At 52.3% G+C, this 16,822-nt stretch carries 10 protein-coding genes; 1 reads left to right on the forward strand and 9 read right to left on the reverse strand.

Annotated elements, in window-relative coordinates:
• Positions 1 to 106: 106 nt before the first annotated feature.
• From B7989_RS06190 to dnaX, 5 genes are all read right to left on the reverse strand, one after another.
• Positions 107 to 3,253 (reverse strand): efflux RND transporter permease subunit, encoded by a 3,147-nt coding sequence (locus B7989_RS06190; protein WP_088627695.1) that lies wholly within the window; start codon positions 3,251 to 3,253, stop codon positions 107 to 109.
• Between the two features lie 13 nt (positions 3,254 to 3,266).
• Positions 3,267 to 4,310 (reverse strand): efflux RND transporter periplasmic adaptor subunit, encoded by a 1,044-nt coding sequence (locus B7989_RS06195; protein ID WP_088627696.1) that lies wholly within the window; start codon positions 4,308 to 4,310, stop codon positions 3,267 to 3,269.
• Positions 4,311 to 4,330: 20 nt separating this feature from the next.
• On the reverse strand, positions 4,331 to 5,746 hold the full coding sequence (locus tag B7989_RS06200) for a TolC family protein (RefSeq protein ID WP_088627697.1): 1,416 nt from the start codon (positions 5,744 to 5,746) through the stop codon (positions 4,331 to 4,333).
• Positions 5,747 to 5,905: 159 nt separating this feature from the next.
• Positions 5,906 to 6,214 carry a YbaB/EbfC family nucleoid-associated protein gene (locus tag B7989_RS06205; protein WP_073055755.1) on the reverse strand — a complete coding sequence of 103 codons (309 nt, stop codon included), beginning with the start codon at positions 6,212 to 6,214 and terminating at the stop codon, positions 5,906 to 5,908.
• A gap of 41 nt (positions 6,215 to 6,255) precedes the next feature.
• Complete coding sequence (gene dnaX, locus B7989_RS06210) at positions 6,256 to 8,016, reverse strand: DNA polymerase III subunit gamma/tau (RefSeq protein ID WP_088627698.1); 1,761 nt, start codon at positions 8,014 to 8,016, stop codon at positions 6,256 to 6,258.
• A gap of 218 nt (positions 8,017 to 8,234) precedes the next feature.
• On the opposite strand from dnaX, the gene B7989_RS06215 reads away from it, so the two are divergent.
• On the forward strand, positions 8,235 to 8,612 hold the full coding sequence (locus B7989_RS06215) for a hypothetical protein (RefSeq protein WP_088627699.1): 378 nt from the start codon (positions 8,235 to 8,237) through the stop codon (positions 8,610 to 8,612).
• Between the two features lie 121 nt (positions 8,613 to 8,733).
• On the opposite strand, the gene pheT is transcribed toward B7989_RS06215, so the two are convergent.
• From pheT to B7989_RS06235, 4 genes are all read right to left on the reverse strand, one after another.
• The gene (gene pheT / locus B7989_RS06220) at positions 8,734 to 11,169 is read right to left on the reverse strand and encodes a phenylalanine--tRNA ligase subunit beta (protein WP_088627700.1); all 2,436 of its coding nucleotides are present in this window, start codon (positions 11,167 to 11,169) and stop codon (positions 8,734 to 8,736) included.
• A gap of 101 nt (positions 11,170 to 11,270) precedes the next feature.
• Positions 11,271 to 14,066, reverse strand: coding sequence for a TIGR02171 family protein (locus B7989_RS06225; RefSeq protein ID WP_088627701.1), 2,796 nt, complete (start codon positions 14,064 to 14,066; stop codon positions 11,271 to 11,273).
• A gap of 76 nt (positions 14,067 to 14,142) precedes the next feature.
• Positions 14,143 to 15,207: an RluA family pseudouridine synthase gene (locus B7989_RS06230; protein WP_088627702.1), complete on the reverse strand. Its 1,065-nt coding sequence runs from the start codon at positions 15,205 to 15,207 to the stop codon at positions 14,143 to 14,145.
• Positions 15,204 to 16,808, reverse strand: coding sequence for an NAD(P)/FAD-dependent oxidoreductase (locus B7989_RS06235; protein WP_088627703.1), 1,605 nt, complete (start codon positions 16,806 to 16,808; stop codon positions 15,204 to 15,206). The genes B7989_RS06230 and B7989_RS06235 overlap by 4 nt, the downstream gene beginning before the upstream one ends.
• Positions 16,809 to 16,822: the final 14 nt, after the last annotated feature.

The following is a 16,822-nucleotide window of genomic DNA, read 5'->3' on the forward strand; positions in this document are numbered from 1 at the left end:
CGTCAACGCGTGCAACGCGTTGCTAGTATCCTAGGGCTATGCCCGTATATGAAGAACCGCCGGCTATGCCGGCGGGTCACTTTTTTCTCTCTCTATTGTCTAAATCTTATGCCTTATGGCGTTGGAAATTCTTCTTGATATTTCCGGCTTTCTTTTTCGCCTTGTGGAAGATGGCGTTCGGGAGCCAGAAGAAGGTTGGCACCAAGTACATGGTAAGGATTGCAGACACAATCAAGCCGCCCACAGAAGCAATACCCATCGGCTGTGTCATGGCAGCCACGTTACCACCGAGGGCGAATGCCAGCGGAAGCTGAGCCACCACAGAGGCAAACGTAGCAAGCACAATCGGCTGGAACTTGTTTTCGCCTGCAGTCATAATGGCAGAACGTCTGCCCATCGCGCCACTTCGTAGCAGTCGGTTTGCTTCGTCAAGCAATAGAATAGCGTTGTTCACCACCACACCGATAAGCATCACGATAGCCATGAGGGCAATCATCGAAAGTGCCTTGCCGGTAACGATAAGGGAAAGAATCACGCCGATAGCACCCATCGGGATTGTCGTCATAATGATGAACGGCTGGGCAAAGCTTTCAAGGAGTGCAATCAACAGAATGTAGGTGAGGATGATAGCCATCAAGATAGCCGTCTTGAATTCGTCCACCATGTCATTCTGCATGTCTGCGTTACCGCCAAAGCCAAACGAAATTCCTTCGGGAACTTGATCCTTCATTTCTGCGGCGAGCGCTCCGACCTTGCCCATGATTTCACCGGTGGTGTGGCCGGGGAGCAGGTTCATCGAAACGTCAACGCGTCTCATCTTGCGCTTGCGGTCAATACGGGTCGGGCCTGCACCGTCTTCGATAAAGAAGAGCTCGTTAGCGTTCACATAACCCTTGGGCGTCAAGATGGGAAGGTTTTCGATATCTGCGTGGCTTTGACGGTCTTTTTCCATCATACGCACGTACACGTCATATTCTTCACCGTCATCGGTATACTGGCCTGCTTCGTAACCGCTAACAGCAATGTAGTTGTAGGTGGCGACGGTCTTTAAGGTCACGCCGTAATCGGCGAGAGCCTGACGGTTCGGGAGAAGTCGAATTTCGGGCTTACCCGCTTCGTAGCTCATCTTCACGTCGACGACACCTTCGATGGTTTCCTTGATTTTATCCATCACGATTTCGGAAGCCTTCACCACGGAGTCTGCATGCAGACCGCTCACTTCGAGCACCACGTCGCCGGCAGAGTTGTTCTGCATTTCGGAGGCGGAGGTGGACTTGATGGAAATGAAGGCGTCAGGAATGTTTGCAAGGTAAGGACGCAAGGAGTCGACGATTTGGTCGGTACTGCGAGTACGGCCTTCCCAGTCCTTCAGGAGCTTTACGCGCATGGTAGCCTGGTTTACGGTCGTAAAACCGTTAGAACCACCCACGTTCATGCTGTAGTGCACAATTTCGGGAACACCCTTGACTCGCTCTTCGATAATACGTGCAACGCTGTCGGTGGTTTCGATGTTAGTACCCACAGGCATTTCGAGCTTCACCGAGATCATGCCCTGGTCCTGTTTCGGCATCACTTCGACGGTCAAGAAGTTCTTCGCGAGAACACCCACAAAGAAAATTCCAGCGCCAAGTGCAACGATCTGGAACAAGACGCCCGGAACAGAAAGGCAGAACGAAAGGGTCTTGAGGTACACAAAGCGAATTCCATTCAAGGCCTTGGGGAAGAGGGACAAAATTCGGTCGAGAATCGAGGGTTTTTCTTCGATAATGTTTCCGTTTTCGTCTTTCTTCTTGCCCTTGAACAAGTAGGCTGCCATGAGCGGTGTCAAGGTGAAAGTCACCAAGAGCGACACGAAGGTTGCAAACACCATGGTCAGACCGAACGTTCTAAAGAAGATACCGGCAATGGACTTCATGAAGGCAATCGGCACGAACACGCAAACGTTGGTGAGTGTCGAAGCCATGATGGCGACCATGATTTCACTGGTGCCTCGGTAGGCGGCTTCTTTCGGGTCAAGTCCAAGTTTTAATTTTTCGTTAATGTTTTCAAGCACCACGATAGAGTTTGTCACCAACAGGCCTACGGAACTCGACAGAGCCATGAGCGACATCATGTTGATGCCAAAGCCCGCAAAATACATAAGGGTAAATGCACCAATCACGGAAATCGGCATCGTAAGGGCCGCAATGAACATGGTCGAGAACTTGCCGAGGAACAAGAGCAAAAGTCCAGCCGTAAGGCCGATTGCGATAATGATATTCTGAATCACGTTATCGATAGCTTCGTTCACTGCTTCGGACTTGTCGTAAACCAGGTGAAGTTCGAATCCTTCGGGGAGTGTTTGCTGAATCTGGGCCATGCGCTTGAGCACACCTCTCGAAACTTCAACCACGTTAGCGTCGGAACGCTTCTTGATATCGAGTGAAACAGAGTTCGTTCCGTTGAAGCGAGAAGCAGAAGTAATCGATTCAATCGTGTCCTTGACGTCGGCGATTTCAGAAAGTTTGATCACGCCTGTTTGGGTCGGAATATCCAGGTCGCGCATTTCGTCGAGGCTGGTGAACTTACCTGCGGTACGCACGGTCGTGTTCTTGTGCTTGCCGATGACTTCACCGACCGGGTTGTTGACGTTAGCTTGTCCGAAAACTCCCATGATGGTCGCAATGTCTACATTGCGGTCAATCATTTTGTCCTTGTCAAGTTCAATGGAAATCTGGCGAGTGGTACCACCGAAAAGGTCAACGCTTGCCACGCCCGGAACAGAGGTGAACAGCGGTTCGATTTCGTCTTCCACCTTCTGGCGGAGTTCCGTGGAGTTCAGCGGACCGGTAAACGAAATGGACATGATGGCGGCACCGTTAATGTCCACCTTCGAAATAATCGGGGCCTGCACGGCATCCGGGAAGTCGGCTGCGGCAAGTTCAATCTTGGAACGCACGTCGTTTGCAGCCACGTCCACGTTGATACCCATGTTGAACATGGCAACCACGATACCGTAGTTTTCAAGGCATATCGACTGCACGTAGTCGATACCGTCCACCAGTTCCACCTGTTCTTCGATAGGCTTGATGATGGTCGTTTCGATTTCTTCGGGGTTTGCACCCGGATAGATGATGGTACCGGTGACCACGGGGACGTCGAATTTCGGCATCAGGTCCACCACCATCATGCTGTAGGTGTAGAGACCGAAAACCACCACGGTCAAAATGACCATGAGCATGGTTATCGGTTTATAGATACTGGCCTTAATCATTCAGAATCATCTCCTATTCAACGATCAGCACTTTGTCGCCGTCGTTCATCTTGGACTGGCCTTCGACAATCACGGTTTCGCCACCTTCAAGGCCTTCTGTAATCTGTACTTCGTTCTTGGTCTGCACGCCAAGCTTCACGATCTTGCGGAGGGCCTTGCCTTCGGCATCGACAGTCCAGATGACGTTAATGCCGTTGCGGTAAACGATTGCTTCGGCAGGAACCACGATGCCTTCTACCTGGCGGGCGTCGAGTTCTGCGGTCACGTACATGCCGGGCAGGAGCTTCTTGGCCTTGTTGTCGAACGTAATTTCAACCGGGAAGAAGTGGGTTGTCGGGTTTGCTGCGAGCGGAATCAGAGTCACCTTACCCGTGAACGTTTCGTCGGCGACAGTGACTTTGGCAGATGCTCCCTTCTTGAAGAATCCGATGTCCTTGCTGGTGATGTTCAACTTCAAGATAACCTTGTTGAGCTTGGCAATGGTTGCAAACTGAGCGCCCTGTCCCGGAGTCTGGCCAACCTTGAACTTGATTTCGGTCACCACGCCTGCTTCAGGAGCAAGAATCAAGGTAGCGCGGCGGGCGGTTTCAAGTCCCATCTTTGCGACCTTGAGTTGCATTTCCTGACTATCCATGTCCTGCTGGCTAATGCCGCCCTTGGCATGGAGTTCACGCATGCGTTCTGTTGCTTTTTCAAGAACGGCAATCTTTTCTTGTGCTTCCTGGTACTGGGTGTTGTCGCCTGTAAAGAGGTATTCGGCAATCACCTGATCTTTTTGCACCGTGGATCCCACCTGCACGTTGATCTTTGCAATCGGGTCGCCCATCTTGCAGATGGCGCTGTTCTGGTTGATACCTTCGATTGTACCGCTGAACTTACGCACGTCGGTAAGTTTCGAGGTGGCAGCCTTGACTACGCGGGCGGGCTTGCCTTTTTCTTTCTGGATTTCTTCGATAGTCGATGCCTTCTTTTCGGCATTTTCTTCTTTCTTGTCGCAGGCGACAAGCATCAGCGATGCGACAGCGATTGTCAGGAGGGTTTTAACTGTCTTGTTCATTTCTTTCCTCGTCTCTCTTATTAATATTCACCGGTGGCCTGAAGGAGGGCGTTGTAAGCCTGGTTCCAATTCACGATAGCTTGCATGTAGCCGATCTTCGCTGTACGAAGGTCGTTTTCTGCAGTGAGAAGGTTCAGCTGGGTTTCTCTTCCGAGCTTGTAGCTGTCGTTTGTCAGGTCATAATTCTTTTGAGCCAGATCGATTTGGCGCTTGGCAATTTCAAGTTGGGAATTTGCATCTTCGAGCGTGTTGGCGCAAGATTCAATCTGCATGCGGAAGCCGCGTTCGGCGGTTTCTTTCTTGATTTGGGTGCTACGCAAGTCGGATTTTGCTTGAACGACCGCTTCCTTGGTTTTCATGCCATTGAAGAGGTTCAGCTTGAGGTTCAAGGCGATGTACTTGCTGATGTTTTCGTCCCAATCCGGGGCGTCCCACTGGTAAAAGTGGTTCTTGTTGTTGCTGTACTTGAGGCCTCCCACGAGTACGACCGTCGGCTTGTAGCCACCTTCTTCGATAGAAACGTTCTTCTGGAGCATTTCTTCGCTTGCTTCGAGCATCACCAGTTCCTTGCGGCGTTTTTTTACGTTGGCCATGGTGGTATCGGGGTAGGTGTAGCCCTGCAATGGATCACGGAGGTCCCCCTGGAACTTGACTTCGGAATCCCATTCAAGGCCCATGGTGTTAAGCAGGGCATTGCGGGCAAGCACGCGCTTCTTTTCGGTGCTGTTGATTTGGGAGGTCAGTTGGTCCATTTTGAGCTGTATGCGGATCAAGTCGAGTTCGGTCAGCATGCCGCTCTTGAGGCCCTGTTCCACGAAATTCAGGTTTTCCTGAAGCATGTCCTTGGACTGGTACAGGATAGCGATCGATGAATCCAGGAAAATGAGCTGGTCAAAGGCGTTTTCCACGTCGTAGCGGACGTTTGCCTTGGTGTTTTCAAGGTTGACTTCCTTGACGTGCTTGTAGGCCTTGGCAATTTCGATACCGGTACCCACCTTACCCTGGGCGTAAAGGATCTGGGTGGCGGTAAGGCCCACGCTGGACTGCCAGCGATAACCTTGCTGGGACATGCCGTAAATCAGGCCGTCAATGGCGCCTGCGTTCACGTAGTCGTAGGCAGAAGGCTCAGAGCCGTCATTCAACTGAGACTGGGTCTGGTTCAGCGTGTTGAATATGGGCTTTTTGTTGTTTACATCGTCCAAACCGAAAATACGGGTGACGGTGGCATCAAGATCGATTGAAGGTAATGCGTTGCCGTAACCGGCATCAACCTGGGAATTTGCCGAAATGACTTCTTCTTCGGCAGTTTTGACGTCCGAGGACTTTTCAAGGGCGATTTTGACGGCTTCCTCGCGCGTGTAAGTCGTGGCCCAAACCATCTGGGGGACCGCAATGCACAGCGCCATAGCCGATAATGCTGCTAATTGCCTTGACATTCCATCTCCTATATACATTTTGCGGTGCAAATGTAAAAAATTGTTGTTCCATATATAAGGGCTCAAACGCGAATTTAGGGATGAAATGACCAATTTTAGGGATGAAAAACAGCCCGCCGGAGGGGCGGGCTGTAATAGTGAACTTTTGTGTAGTTTTGATTACATCAGGCCGGGGATTTTCATGCCGCCGGTAATGCCGCTGATGCTTTCCTGGGTAGCGTCGTCTTTTTTCTTGACGGCTGCGTTAATGGCTGCCATGAGCAGGTCTTCGAGGGCTTCCACGTCGTCTTTGTCGACTGCATCGGGGTTGATCTTGATCATGGTCAGGACTCCCTTACCGTTCATGGCGACTTTTACCATTCCGCCACCGGCTTCGGCTTCAAAACTCTGTGCCTTAAGGTCGCTTTGTGCTTTCATCATCTTGCTCTGCATCTTCTGGAGATCGCGAAGCATTTTGCTCATGTCCATAGTGTTTTCCTCGTTAAATGTTTTTAGGGTAATATAGAAAACTATTCGTCACTTTCCGTGGTGTCGCAACCTTCGGCTTGCTGGGGGGCTGCCACGGGGCGAGTGCTCTTGATGCTGTAAATCAGTTCGGCGGCGAAAAGTTCCTTGAGCTTTCGAAGCCCGGGTTCTTTTTCCATGTCCAGCTCGAATGGCGTCATTTGAGCCTGCTTGCGAATCTGGAGCTCCGATTCGTTGAAGGCTCTGGTCTTGAGGGTCAAATCCACCTGCGTCTGGAGCATTTCTTCGAGCATTTGCTTGATGCGCTCCATGTATTCGGGATGGTCTTCCATTTGTTTTACGCCCCAGGCGTCGCTTGCGTTGTCGCCCAAGTAGGTGAGCGCGATGGGGAAGGGGGTTGCCTTCAAGTCGCCTGTTTCGAGCACGGTGTCGTTCAGGGCCACCGAGAACGCGAAATCGCCGGAATCGGCAATGCGTGTCTTGATAGAACCCCAGGCGGCAGAAATCTCGTAACGGCTGTAAACGTCGCCATTGTATCCGCTGGCAATACCGTTTTGGAGGGCTGCGAAGGGATTTTCGTCCTGTTGCTGTAACGCCTTGGCTTCTTCCTCGGCTTCCAGCATGTTTTGGACATCAGTTACTTTTTTTTTTAACGCCTCGTCGGAGGCGCTTTTCGGGTCGTTGATGGCGGCAAGCGCACGCCTCAAGTCCGTAAGCCTGTCAAGCCATGCCATGCGGGCAAATGTGGTTTCTACCAGCAGGCGCGGGTTTGTGCTGTAACGGAGCGTTCCCTGCAAGTCAATCAAAAGCTTGCTGATGCGCAGAATATCGCCGTTCTTGAGTTCGGGCACCACGCTCTTGTACTTGGTGAACATTTCTTCGGAAATGTTCAATGCGTCGGGCGTAAAGGCGTCGAGGCGGGCGTAAAGCAGGTTGCGCAGGAACTTGCCGAATCCGTCAAGCAAGGGCGTGAATTCGATGCCGCGCTTACAGGCATCGTCCACCATTTTAAAGCAACCCTTGAGGTCGTGGCTTTCGATAGACGAAATCAGCGAGAAAAAGAGTTCTACAGGCGGAATGCCGAGGACGCCACGGACGGCGTCGGCGTTCATTTCGTTGCCGGTAAAGGCGTAAGCCTGATCGAAGTAGGTGAGGCCATCGCGCATGGAACCGTCGGCTTTTTCGGCGAAAATGTCGAGGGCTTCGTCGGTCGCGTTGATGCCTTCCTGTTCGCAAATGTAACGCAGGCGGCTGCGGATCTGTTCAATCGACAAGCGCTTGAAATCGAAACGCTGCACGCGGCTGAGAATGGTCTGCGGAACCTTGTTGACTTCGGTCGTCGCGAAGATGAAAATCACGTGTTCAGGCGGTTCTTCGAGCGTCTTGAGGAGCGCATTGAAGGCGCCCGTCGAAAGCATGTGGACTTCGTCGATAATGAAAATCTTGTATTTGCCGATGACTGGCGGGTACTGCACGCGTTCAATCACGTCGCGGATGTTGTCGACGCCGGTATTGGAAGCGGCATCTATTTCGAACACGTCCATCGGGTTCCCGCCGGCAATGTCCTTACAACTTTCGCATTCTCCACAGGGGTGCAACGGATCTCCGCCTTTGCAGTTCAGCGTGCGGGCGAGGATACGGGCACTGGTGGTCTTACCGACACCGCGGGTTCCGGTAAACAGGAATGCATGGTGCAAGCGACCTCCTTCAATTGCGTTTTGAAGAGTCTTTGCGATATGTTCCTGACCGACCATGTCGGAAAAAGATTGCGGACGCCACTTTCGGGCCATTGCTACGTATGCCATGTGCGGGAATATAGTAAAAGGCGAGAGCAGCGGCAAAATAACTTGTTATTTTGACATTGCCGAGCCGTACTATATGCGTTCTGAAAGAACGCCATATAGTAAAAAAGTGTGAGATGTGTAATGACTGATGTGAATTGGCCAATTCCACATTCCTCATTTCACATTTCACATTCAACATTTTTTGTATTATTTGTCCGAGATAACTAGCGAGGTTTACGATGAATCCTAATTTGGCTCTTTTGATTCTTTCTTGGCAGGTGGCTTGCCTTTTCCATGAAAACGAAACCGACAAACTCTTGGAAGGCTCCACTTCGGCAACAGAAGCCGAAAGCGATACGCTCGATGCGATTCATGACGAACTGACCCCGGATGTTTCGTGGGACGATTTCAACAATACCTACGCCAAGTTCAAGTCCGCCAAGGACCGCGCCGCTGCCTGTATTGAAGCCCTGAAGAATGAACCGGGTGAATTCAAGTGCAAGGTGCTGGAATCGATGCTCCGTGTAGCGAACGCCTCTAAGGAAGACGACAACGAAAGCAACGTTAGCCCCGAAGAAATGGACTTTATCCAGCAGATTCGCGAAGCACTGGAATAGCGATGAGTTCGTGCCTTACGGCACTTTGGACGATATAAAAAAGCCCCTTTGCGGGGGCCTTTTTTGTTTACGGTTAACGCATACGCTTCGCGTATGCCGGAGGCAATCAAAGATTGCCGACCTATCTCAGTATAATATCACCGTTTGCGACGAGCTTGTCACGCAGCTTGTTGTGGGCCTTGTTGACTTCGTCGTCGGTAAGGGTGCGGTCCATGGCCTGATAGGTGAGGCTGTAGACCAGGTTCTTCTTGCCGGCTTCGATTTTGTCGCCTTCGTAGATACTCTTGAGCGTAATCTTCGCGAGGTTCTTCGGGTTCAGGCCCTTGATGCGTGCGAGAATCTGCTCGTGAGTCATGGTCTTGTCGACTTCGATAGAAATGTCACGGCTAGACGGTACCTGGCGGCTGAACGGTTCGAACACGATCTTCTTGTGGGTGGCGTGTTCCATCTTGTCCATGTCTAGTTCCATCACGTAGGTGGTGTAGCCGATATCGAAGGCGGCCATGGCGGTCGGGTGGAGTTCGCCCATGGTGCCAAGCACCACGCCGTCGGCGAGGACTTCGACCTGCTTGCCCGGGTGCAGGAAGAGTTCTGCCTTAGCCGGAACGCGGAATTCCACCACGAGGCCCACGCGCTTGAGGAAGCTCTGCACCAGGCCCTTGAAGGCGGCAAAGTCAATCTGGGCGGGCTTGTCGTTGAGCGGGTTCACGTCGAAGGCACCTGCAACGGCGAGGGCAACGAGGTTCGATTCGTCGAAGCCCGGATCGCGCACGTCCTTGCGGTCGCGCTTGAACTGGCCCTTGGCGACTTCGAACAGACGAACGGAACCGGGGCGGTTCTTTTCGTTTTCGGCAACGCTCTTGAGAAGGTTCGGAAGGAGACTGGTCGGAACCACGCCGAGTTCGTCGGAAAGCGGGTTCAGCAGAGCTGCGGGCTTGCTGCGGCGGTCGTCATTTTCGGCGCCGAACAGAGCTTCGGTGCGGGCCTTGCTGGTAAAGCGAAGGCTCAAGCATTCATGCAGGCCCATTGCAGACAAGGTCTTGCGGATCTTGCGGTTCAGGACTTCGATTGGCGGCAGTTCGTTCGGCTGCATCTTGAAGCTCGGCAGCGTGTACGGGATGTTGTCGAAACCGATGAGTCGGGCGACTTCTTCGATGAGGTCCACTTCGCGTTCGAGGTCGGGGCGGTAGCCCGGAATCTTGAAGGTGATGGATTCGGCATCCTTCTTCACGACTTCGAGGGCGATACCCGTGAGGTACTTTTCGATGTCAGCTGCGGCAATCTTCATGCCGATGACCTTTTCGGCGCGGGCAGTGCGGAGCGTGACTTCGTTCAAATTTTTCTTGTGGTCGTCGCCGGTGTATTCGACGGTGCCCTTGAGAATGCGGCCACCCGCGACTTCCTGAATCATGGCGCAGGCGTAGCGGCTGTATTCGTCCTGGGTAGTAAAGTCAATTTCGCGTTCGAAGCGGTAGCTGGAATCCGTCGAGATGCAGAGGCGCTTGGCCTGCTTGCGGACGATGGTCGGGTTGAACCAGGCGCTTTCGAGGAACACGTTCTTGGTGGTGTCAACAATTTCGGATTCAACGCCGCCCATCACGCCGGCTACGCAAGCTGGACGGTCGCCATCGCAGATGACGAGGTCGTTTTCAACGAGTTCATGGGCGGTGTGGTCGATGGTCTCGATCTTTTCGCCCTTCACGGCGCGGCGGACCTTAATTTTGTTGCCGTGCAGCTGGTCCATGTCGAAGCTGTGGAGCGGCTGGCCCACGTCCATCAGAATGAAGTTCGTGATGTCGACGACGTTGTTGATGCTGTTCATGCCCACGGCATGCAAGAGCTTGGCGAGCCAAGCCGGAGACTTTTCAACCTTCACGTCCTTGATGACGCGGCCCACATAGCGGGAGCAGCCGCAACCGGGAACCACTTCGAGGCTGATGGCAGAGCTGGCAGCTTCGGAATCTTCCTTGAGTTCGTAGGCGAGCGGCTTGAGCGGGCGGTTGAACTTGGCGGCGAGTTCGCGGGCCACGCCACGGTGGCTGAGGGCGTCCGGGCGGTTCGGGGTCACGTTCAGTTCAAAGCAGACGTCGTAGAGGCCGAGGCTTACGAACGGGGTGCCAGCGGGAATAGAGTCGTCGAGAACCATGATGCCGGCGTGGTCGTCGCTGAGGCCGATTTCGTCTTCGGCGCAAATCATGCCGAAGCTTTCGACGCCGCGGATCTTGGATTTCTTCATCTTGAGGGTGCCGCCATCGGGGAGCGGAAGTTCTGCACCGATCGGGGCGAGTACCACGGTCTGGCCGGCGGCCACGTTCGGGGCGCCGCAAACCACTTGAATGACTTCCTTGCCGTCGTTCACCGTCGTGATGTGCAGGTGGTCGCTGTCCGGGTGGGCTTCGCAGGTGAGTACCTTTGCCACAACGAGCTTTTCATAAACCTTGCCCGGTTCTTCCATGCCTTCGACTTCGAGGCCTACAGCGGTGAGTGCCTTTGCAACTTCTTCCGCAGATTCCGGAAGATCAACGTGACGTCTGAGCCAATTCAAAGAAACTTTCATCTTTATTCCTTTTTTGCGCGGATTTTGCCGGGTGCTTCAAAACGACCCGCGTGCAAAACACGTGCCTGCTTAAATTTCGGTGGTAAATTTAGAAAATATGGTTATTCTGTAAAATTGATATCTAGCGTTTTTATCAAAGAATCAAGACGATGGGTCAGTTTCTCAGCGCCAAGTGCTGATAAGTGGTCCGTATCGAAGGCCATATCATCGGTGTAGTCGTGATTTCCCATTTTGTTTTCGTCCATCAGGATAAAGTTGGGATATGTTTTACTGATGTTGTCTATTTCCTGGATTAGTGCTGGTGTTTCACTGCGCAATAATCCATGAAAACCAAAGGCTCCAGTTTCTTTGTATCGTGGATTTTGAGGAGTGATAACTCCGATGAGAATGATGTTTTTCTCATAACATTTCTTGGCTATATCTTTTAGCATTTCAAAATTTTTGTAGTAATGTGAGGATTTTTCTTCTTTCCAGTTGCTATCTAGTTTGACTTTGGGCTCACCCCAAGAACTCGCATTTTTTCCTGAAAATCCCCGTGTGGTTCTAAGCTTTTGTCCCTTAAGAGTGCCTGGTGAGTTGTAAGTAAGCTCTGCGAGTCCATTTGGATATCCGTCTTTCCAGAAATTATGGTTGATGTCGTAAACATAGCCAGGAAACGATTTGAATGTTGTTTCAAAGAATGGATAGCCACTCGTGTACCATATATCTATATCAACAGAGATTACAATAACTTTCAATTTGTTCATATGAATGTGTACATAGTTGTTGAAAAAGAAATAGGTTCCTGCTAGAGTGTTTGCGGATACCGCAAGGTTGACTGCAAAAATTGATTTGTCAAAAAATAGAGGATTTATCCCGAAATAGGTGTGAGAGGAACCAAGAACGGCTAAAGTTGCACTATCTCTATAGTTCCACAGCATTTCCATCTTGTACCGCCATTGATTAGCATACGTGTCTCCGCCAGAAGTGTAGTAAACACCTGCGCTGTCGGGGTCGAGATGGAATGTCGTGTCGACTTCGGCAGAATCTTCTGTTGACGGAATAATCTTTTGTACTTTCTTTATCCACAAATTCGGATGCCAAAGTTCTTCGCTCCCGACAATTTCGGTAGTGGAGCTGTCTTCTGGATTGACGATGGCAATCTTTGTGTGGGCTCCGTTAGAATTGGTGAGCGTTGCTATGATAACGGATTTATCGCCGTCGGAGGCCCATTCTGTATGGTCAAAGGTGTAGCCAGATGGCGCCTTGATGGACTGAATCAGCTTTCCATTGCTGTCAGCGATAAAGATCCGTTCGTGGGTGGTGTAGCTTTCGCCCACAAATTCCTTGCCCGGTTTTCCGGCAAAGTCGAGGAATGCGGTGCGCTTGGTCCCGTCCTGGGAAAGCGATACGTTGCAGGCTTGGGCTGAATCGTACCAGACGATATCTTTCTTGGCGACGCGGGCGCGCAGGATTCTTGCTCCAGATACGGCAAGGGACTGGTCTTCGCTGATGCCACCGTGGTATGCTCCGTCAAAGATTTTTTGTGGAGTACCAAATTTGCCGTTCGCAAATTTTACCTGCCAAGTCGAATTGCTCTTGAACGTTGCTTCGTCCTTGTTGTTCCCGGCGTCGTTTACGTAGACGATGACTGTGTCGCCGTTTCCAAGGACTCGCCAGCGGGGGATTGCGGCACTTTTAACATTTAACTTTATCGGTTCTGACGGAATTTCTGAGTCGAGGCTCTGTACGTAAACGGAAGAAGTCCCACTGATTCCCTCGTAGCCGGTGCTGAAGACGACCCATTCTCCGTCAGGAGAAATTTCGGGGTGGTAGGCGTTGATGTCGTTAGAAAGTTCCGTGACGGAAAGCGTGCCATCGCAGTAATCGATGTAGTTGATTTTCCCGCTGACATCGTTACGGAATGCGAGTTTTGTATTGTATGATTTCGTGAAATTCTTGACGGTTTCGGAATTCGCGATGGGCGTGACGATGCTTGCCGTAGAACGTCCGTCGTTGCTCATCCACAAGGCGTTGGGAATTGCTCCGAGAGCAAGGCGGAACCCGACATATTCTGCTCGTGTCGATGAGGTGACTGTGTAGACATCTCCGCGGCTGTAAGGGTTGAGTTCTGCAACGCTAGAATTGTAACCGCCACCTTTGACGATTCTTTCGCCCATGTCGCCACCATCGGGAGCGCCGACGTAGTTTGAAACGGTTGTGTCGCGGAATAGTCCGAGCCAGTCGTTTACCCATTCCATCGCGTTGCCGGCCATGTCGCAAAAGCCAGCGGAGTTGAAATCTTTACTGCAGACTGGGTGAAGTTTGTATTCAGAGTTGCTGCTGTTCCAGCTGTTCTTGGTGTCCCATGCGAGAGTCGTTGCGTAGACCCATTCCGCTTCGGTCGGGAGTCGGTAGCCTTCGACATCGGCATGAAATGCGAATCCTTCTAGATTGGTGCAGTGCTTTTCGTCGTCGAAGATGGCGCTACGATAGGTGTATACGGTGTCGCGCTCTTCGAGTTTACTTTTGGCGTTTGCAAAAAGGATGGCGTCGTAGTAGGTGATGTCGGTGAGGGGGAGACTGTCGTTTTCACATTTGCCGAAGGTCTTGAGTTCTGCTTTTTTGGCAATGCTTGCGTATTCGCCACAAGTGACTTCATGAATGTCCATGTAAAAGTCGTAATCAAGAGAGACTTTCATGGCGGGGCGTTCGTTGGCTTTAAAAGATTTGTCATTGGTTCCCAGCATGACTTTGTCGCCGGAGAGACGAAGCATTCCTTCGATTTCTTGAGTAGAATCCTCGGTTGTGTCAACGATGGGCAAAACGGCCGTCTCGTCTACGGGAGGCGTAAACGATTCGCTGTTGCTACAAGCAACAAAATAGAGGGACACTATGAGTGCCAAAAGAAACTTCATATTTTCTCCTTAGACCTCCCGATCCCTTTGTAAAAGTACAAAAAAATTTTGGAGGTGGAGAAAAGTCTAGAAGTTCTTATCGGTGTTCGTGGCGGATTGGCTTTAGCTGGTTGATGACCGATTGCAGTTCCTTGGGCAGCGGGCAATCAAAAACTTTCTTGTCGCCTTGCCATGTGAATTCCAGTCGGCAACTGTGCAGGAACAATCGGTTGAGCCCGAGCATTTTTTTGACTTCGCGGTTGAGGGCAAAGTCACCGTAGCGTGTGTCGCCGAGGAGCGGATGCCCGATGCTTGCAAAATGCGCGCGGATTTGGTGCATGCGGCCTGTTTCGAGCTTGATTTTTACTAGGTCGTAGCCTTCGTAATGCTGCTTGACGCGGTAGTGGGTGATTGCCTTTTGTGCGTCCTTGCCGGTTTCGCCGACCTTCATTTTAGAGCCCTTGGCGGCGTCGGTGCGGGTGAGCGTCTCGTTGATGGTCCCCTTGTCTTTTTTGAGATTCCCCTTGACGAGGGCAAAATAGAATTTGTCAACTTCGTGTTCGCGAATCATGCGCGTGAGTTCACGGAGCGTGTCGCCGTGGAGGGCGGCAATGATCATGCCCGAGGTTTCTTGGTCGAGGCGGTGGGCGATAGTGGGCTTGAAGTCGAGCCCTTCGCGGCGGCCCCATTCCCACAGGTATTCTACGAGGCTCTCGCCGGGGCGAGTGCCGGAGCCCGGTTGGCTTGCGAGTCCCGAGGGCTTGTTGACGATAACGTAGTCTTCGGTTTGTATAATGAGGTCGAGTTCCTTGGCGCCCCAGCCAGACTGCTTCTCGGCGGGGGAGGTGGCCTTGCCCCAGGTGGATTTTGCTTTTGCAAAACCGGTGCTGGGCTTATCGCCTTCGTTTTGGCTGGCGGGAAACTGGATGACATTGGTTGCGCCCTGGGAATCCGCATCGACGCTTTTGAAGTTTTCGTAGATGCAGACGGTGTCGCCTTCCTGCAACATTTGATTTGCCTTGCCTACGACGCCATTCACACGGACTTTCTTTTTGCGGATGACGGCGAAAAAGACCGACAGCGATTCGTCGGGAAATGCCTTGCGCAAAAAACGGTCGAGGCGCATGTTGGCAAAATTGCGGTCAATGACTCGGGTAATCATAAGCTTTCCTTTTTCGCGTAGTGGGCGAGTCGCACGCCGTCGGCGGCGCTAGTGACGATTCCGCCGGAATATCCGGCGCCTTCGCCGAGCACAAACAGGCCTTTGGTATTCACGCTTTCAAGCGTCTCGTTGTTGCGACTCATGCGCAGTGGGCTGCTGGTGCGGGTTTCGGGGGCGACAATCAGGCCTTCTTCGATGAATCCGGGAATCTTCTTGTCAAAATTCTGGAATCCTTCGGCGAGGCTCTTGCAAATGGTTTTGTCCATCCAGTCCCAGAGATTGCTTTGTACAAGCCCGCAGGGGTAGGTGGATTTCGGGAGCGATTTGTCTTCGCGGTGGGCGAGGAACGCCTTGATGGTTTGGGCCGGAGCGGCGTAACTCTTGCCGCCGACCGCGTAGGCGTCGCTTTCGATTTTGCGCTGGAATTCAAGACCGCCAAAGAGCTTGTCGCTTGCGGCAATGGGCACGGCGATGGCGCCGTTGGCAAAGGGACCGTTGCGGCGGCTGTAACTCATGCCGTTGGTGGCAAGGGTCCCGGGCTCCGAGGCGCAAGGTACCAGAACGCCACCCGGGCACATGCAGAAACTGTAGGCGCTGCTCGATTTGTTCAGTGTCGGGGTGGCGAGGAAATATTCGGCGGAACCCGTGAGCTTGGTGTCTACATTCAGGCCCAGCTGGCGCATGTTGATGAGCGCTTGTGGGTGTTCGACGCGCACGCCCATGGCAAAAGCCTTGCTTTCGAGCGTGACGCCACGGGCGTGGAGCATTTCGTAAATGCTCCGGGCGGAATGCCCGACGGCGAGCACCAAGGCTTCGCAGGGTTTCCAATTTGCCTGAGAATTGGGCGTTGAAACGTCTCGCAGCTGGATCGCCGCAATGCGACCATCCTTAATCTCGATGTCTTCAAGGGCGGTGCTAAAATGAATCTTGCCGCCAAGCTTTGCAATTTCGGCGCGCAGCTCACGCAGCAATAAAACCAGACGGTCCGTGCCGATATGCGGCTTGGCGAAGGTCACGACCGATTCGTCGACTCCAAAGTCGACCATGTCGTGTAGAACCTGTTCCACGAACAGGTTCCGGGTGCGGGTGTTAAGCTTTCCGTCACTGAATGCCCCCGCACCGCCTTCGCCATAAAGCACGTTGCTGTAGGCGTTAAAATTCCGGTCAACAAAGAATCGGCGAATATCGCGGAAACGCTCTTCCACGCATTTGCCCTGTTCGTACAAATCGACGGCAAAACCTTTCCGCAACAAATGCAAGGTTGCCCAAAGTCCACTCGGGCCTGCGCCAATGACATCCACATGGCCGGGCATCGCGACGCTGCTTTTCTGCGGGTCGGTCTCTAAACTTTCTTTGTCACGTGTCGCCGCTACAAGCCCCTTGGCGTGATTTCCGGTGGCACGGACTTCACGTTTTAAGTCAAAAATCACGTTGTAAGACCACTTGGGGTCTCCTTTGCGACGGCTATCCAACGAAAATCGCTCCACCTGCAAATTGAAGATTTCTTCGGGGTGCAGGCGGAGTTCCTTGGCCAAAGCCTCGCGGTACTTGCCTTTCTTGGCAAGCGCAACGCTTAGTTCTCTGTAACGGTAGGTGAACATTATTCCAAATTTAA

This window comes from Fibrobacter sp. UWB5 (genome assembly GCF_002210295.1).
In the GTDB taxonomy this organism is placed as follows: Bacteria; Fibrobacterota; Fibrobacteria; order Fibrobacterales; family Fibrobacteraceae; genus Fibrobacter.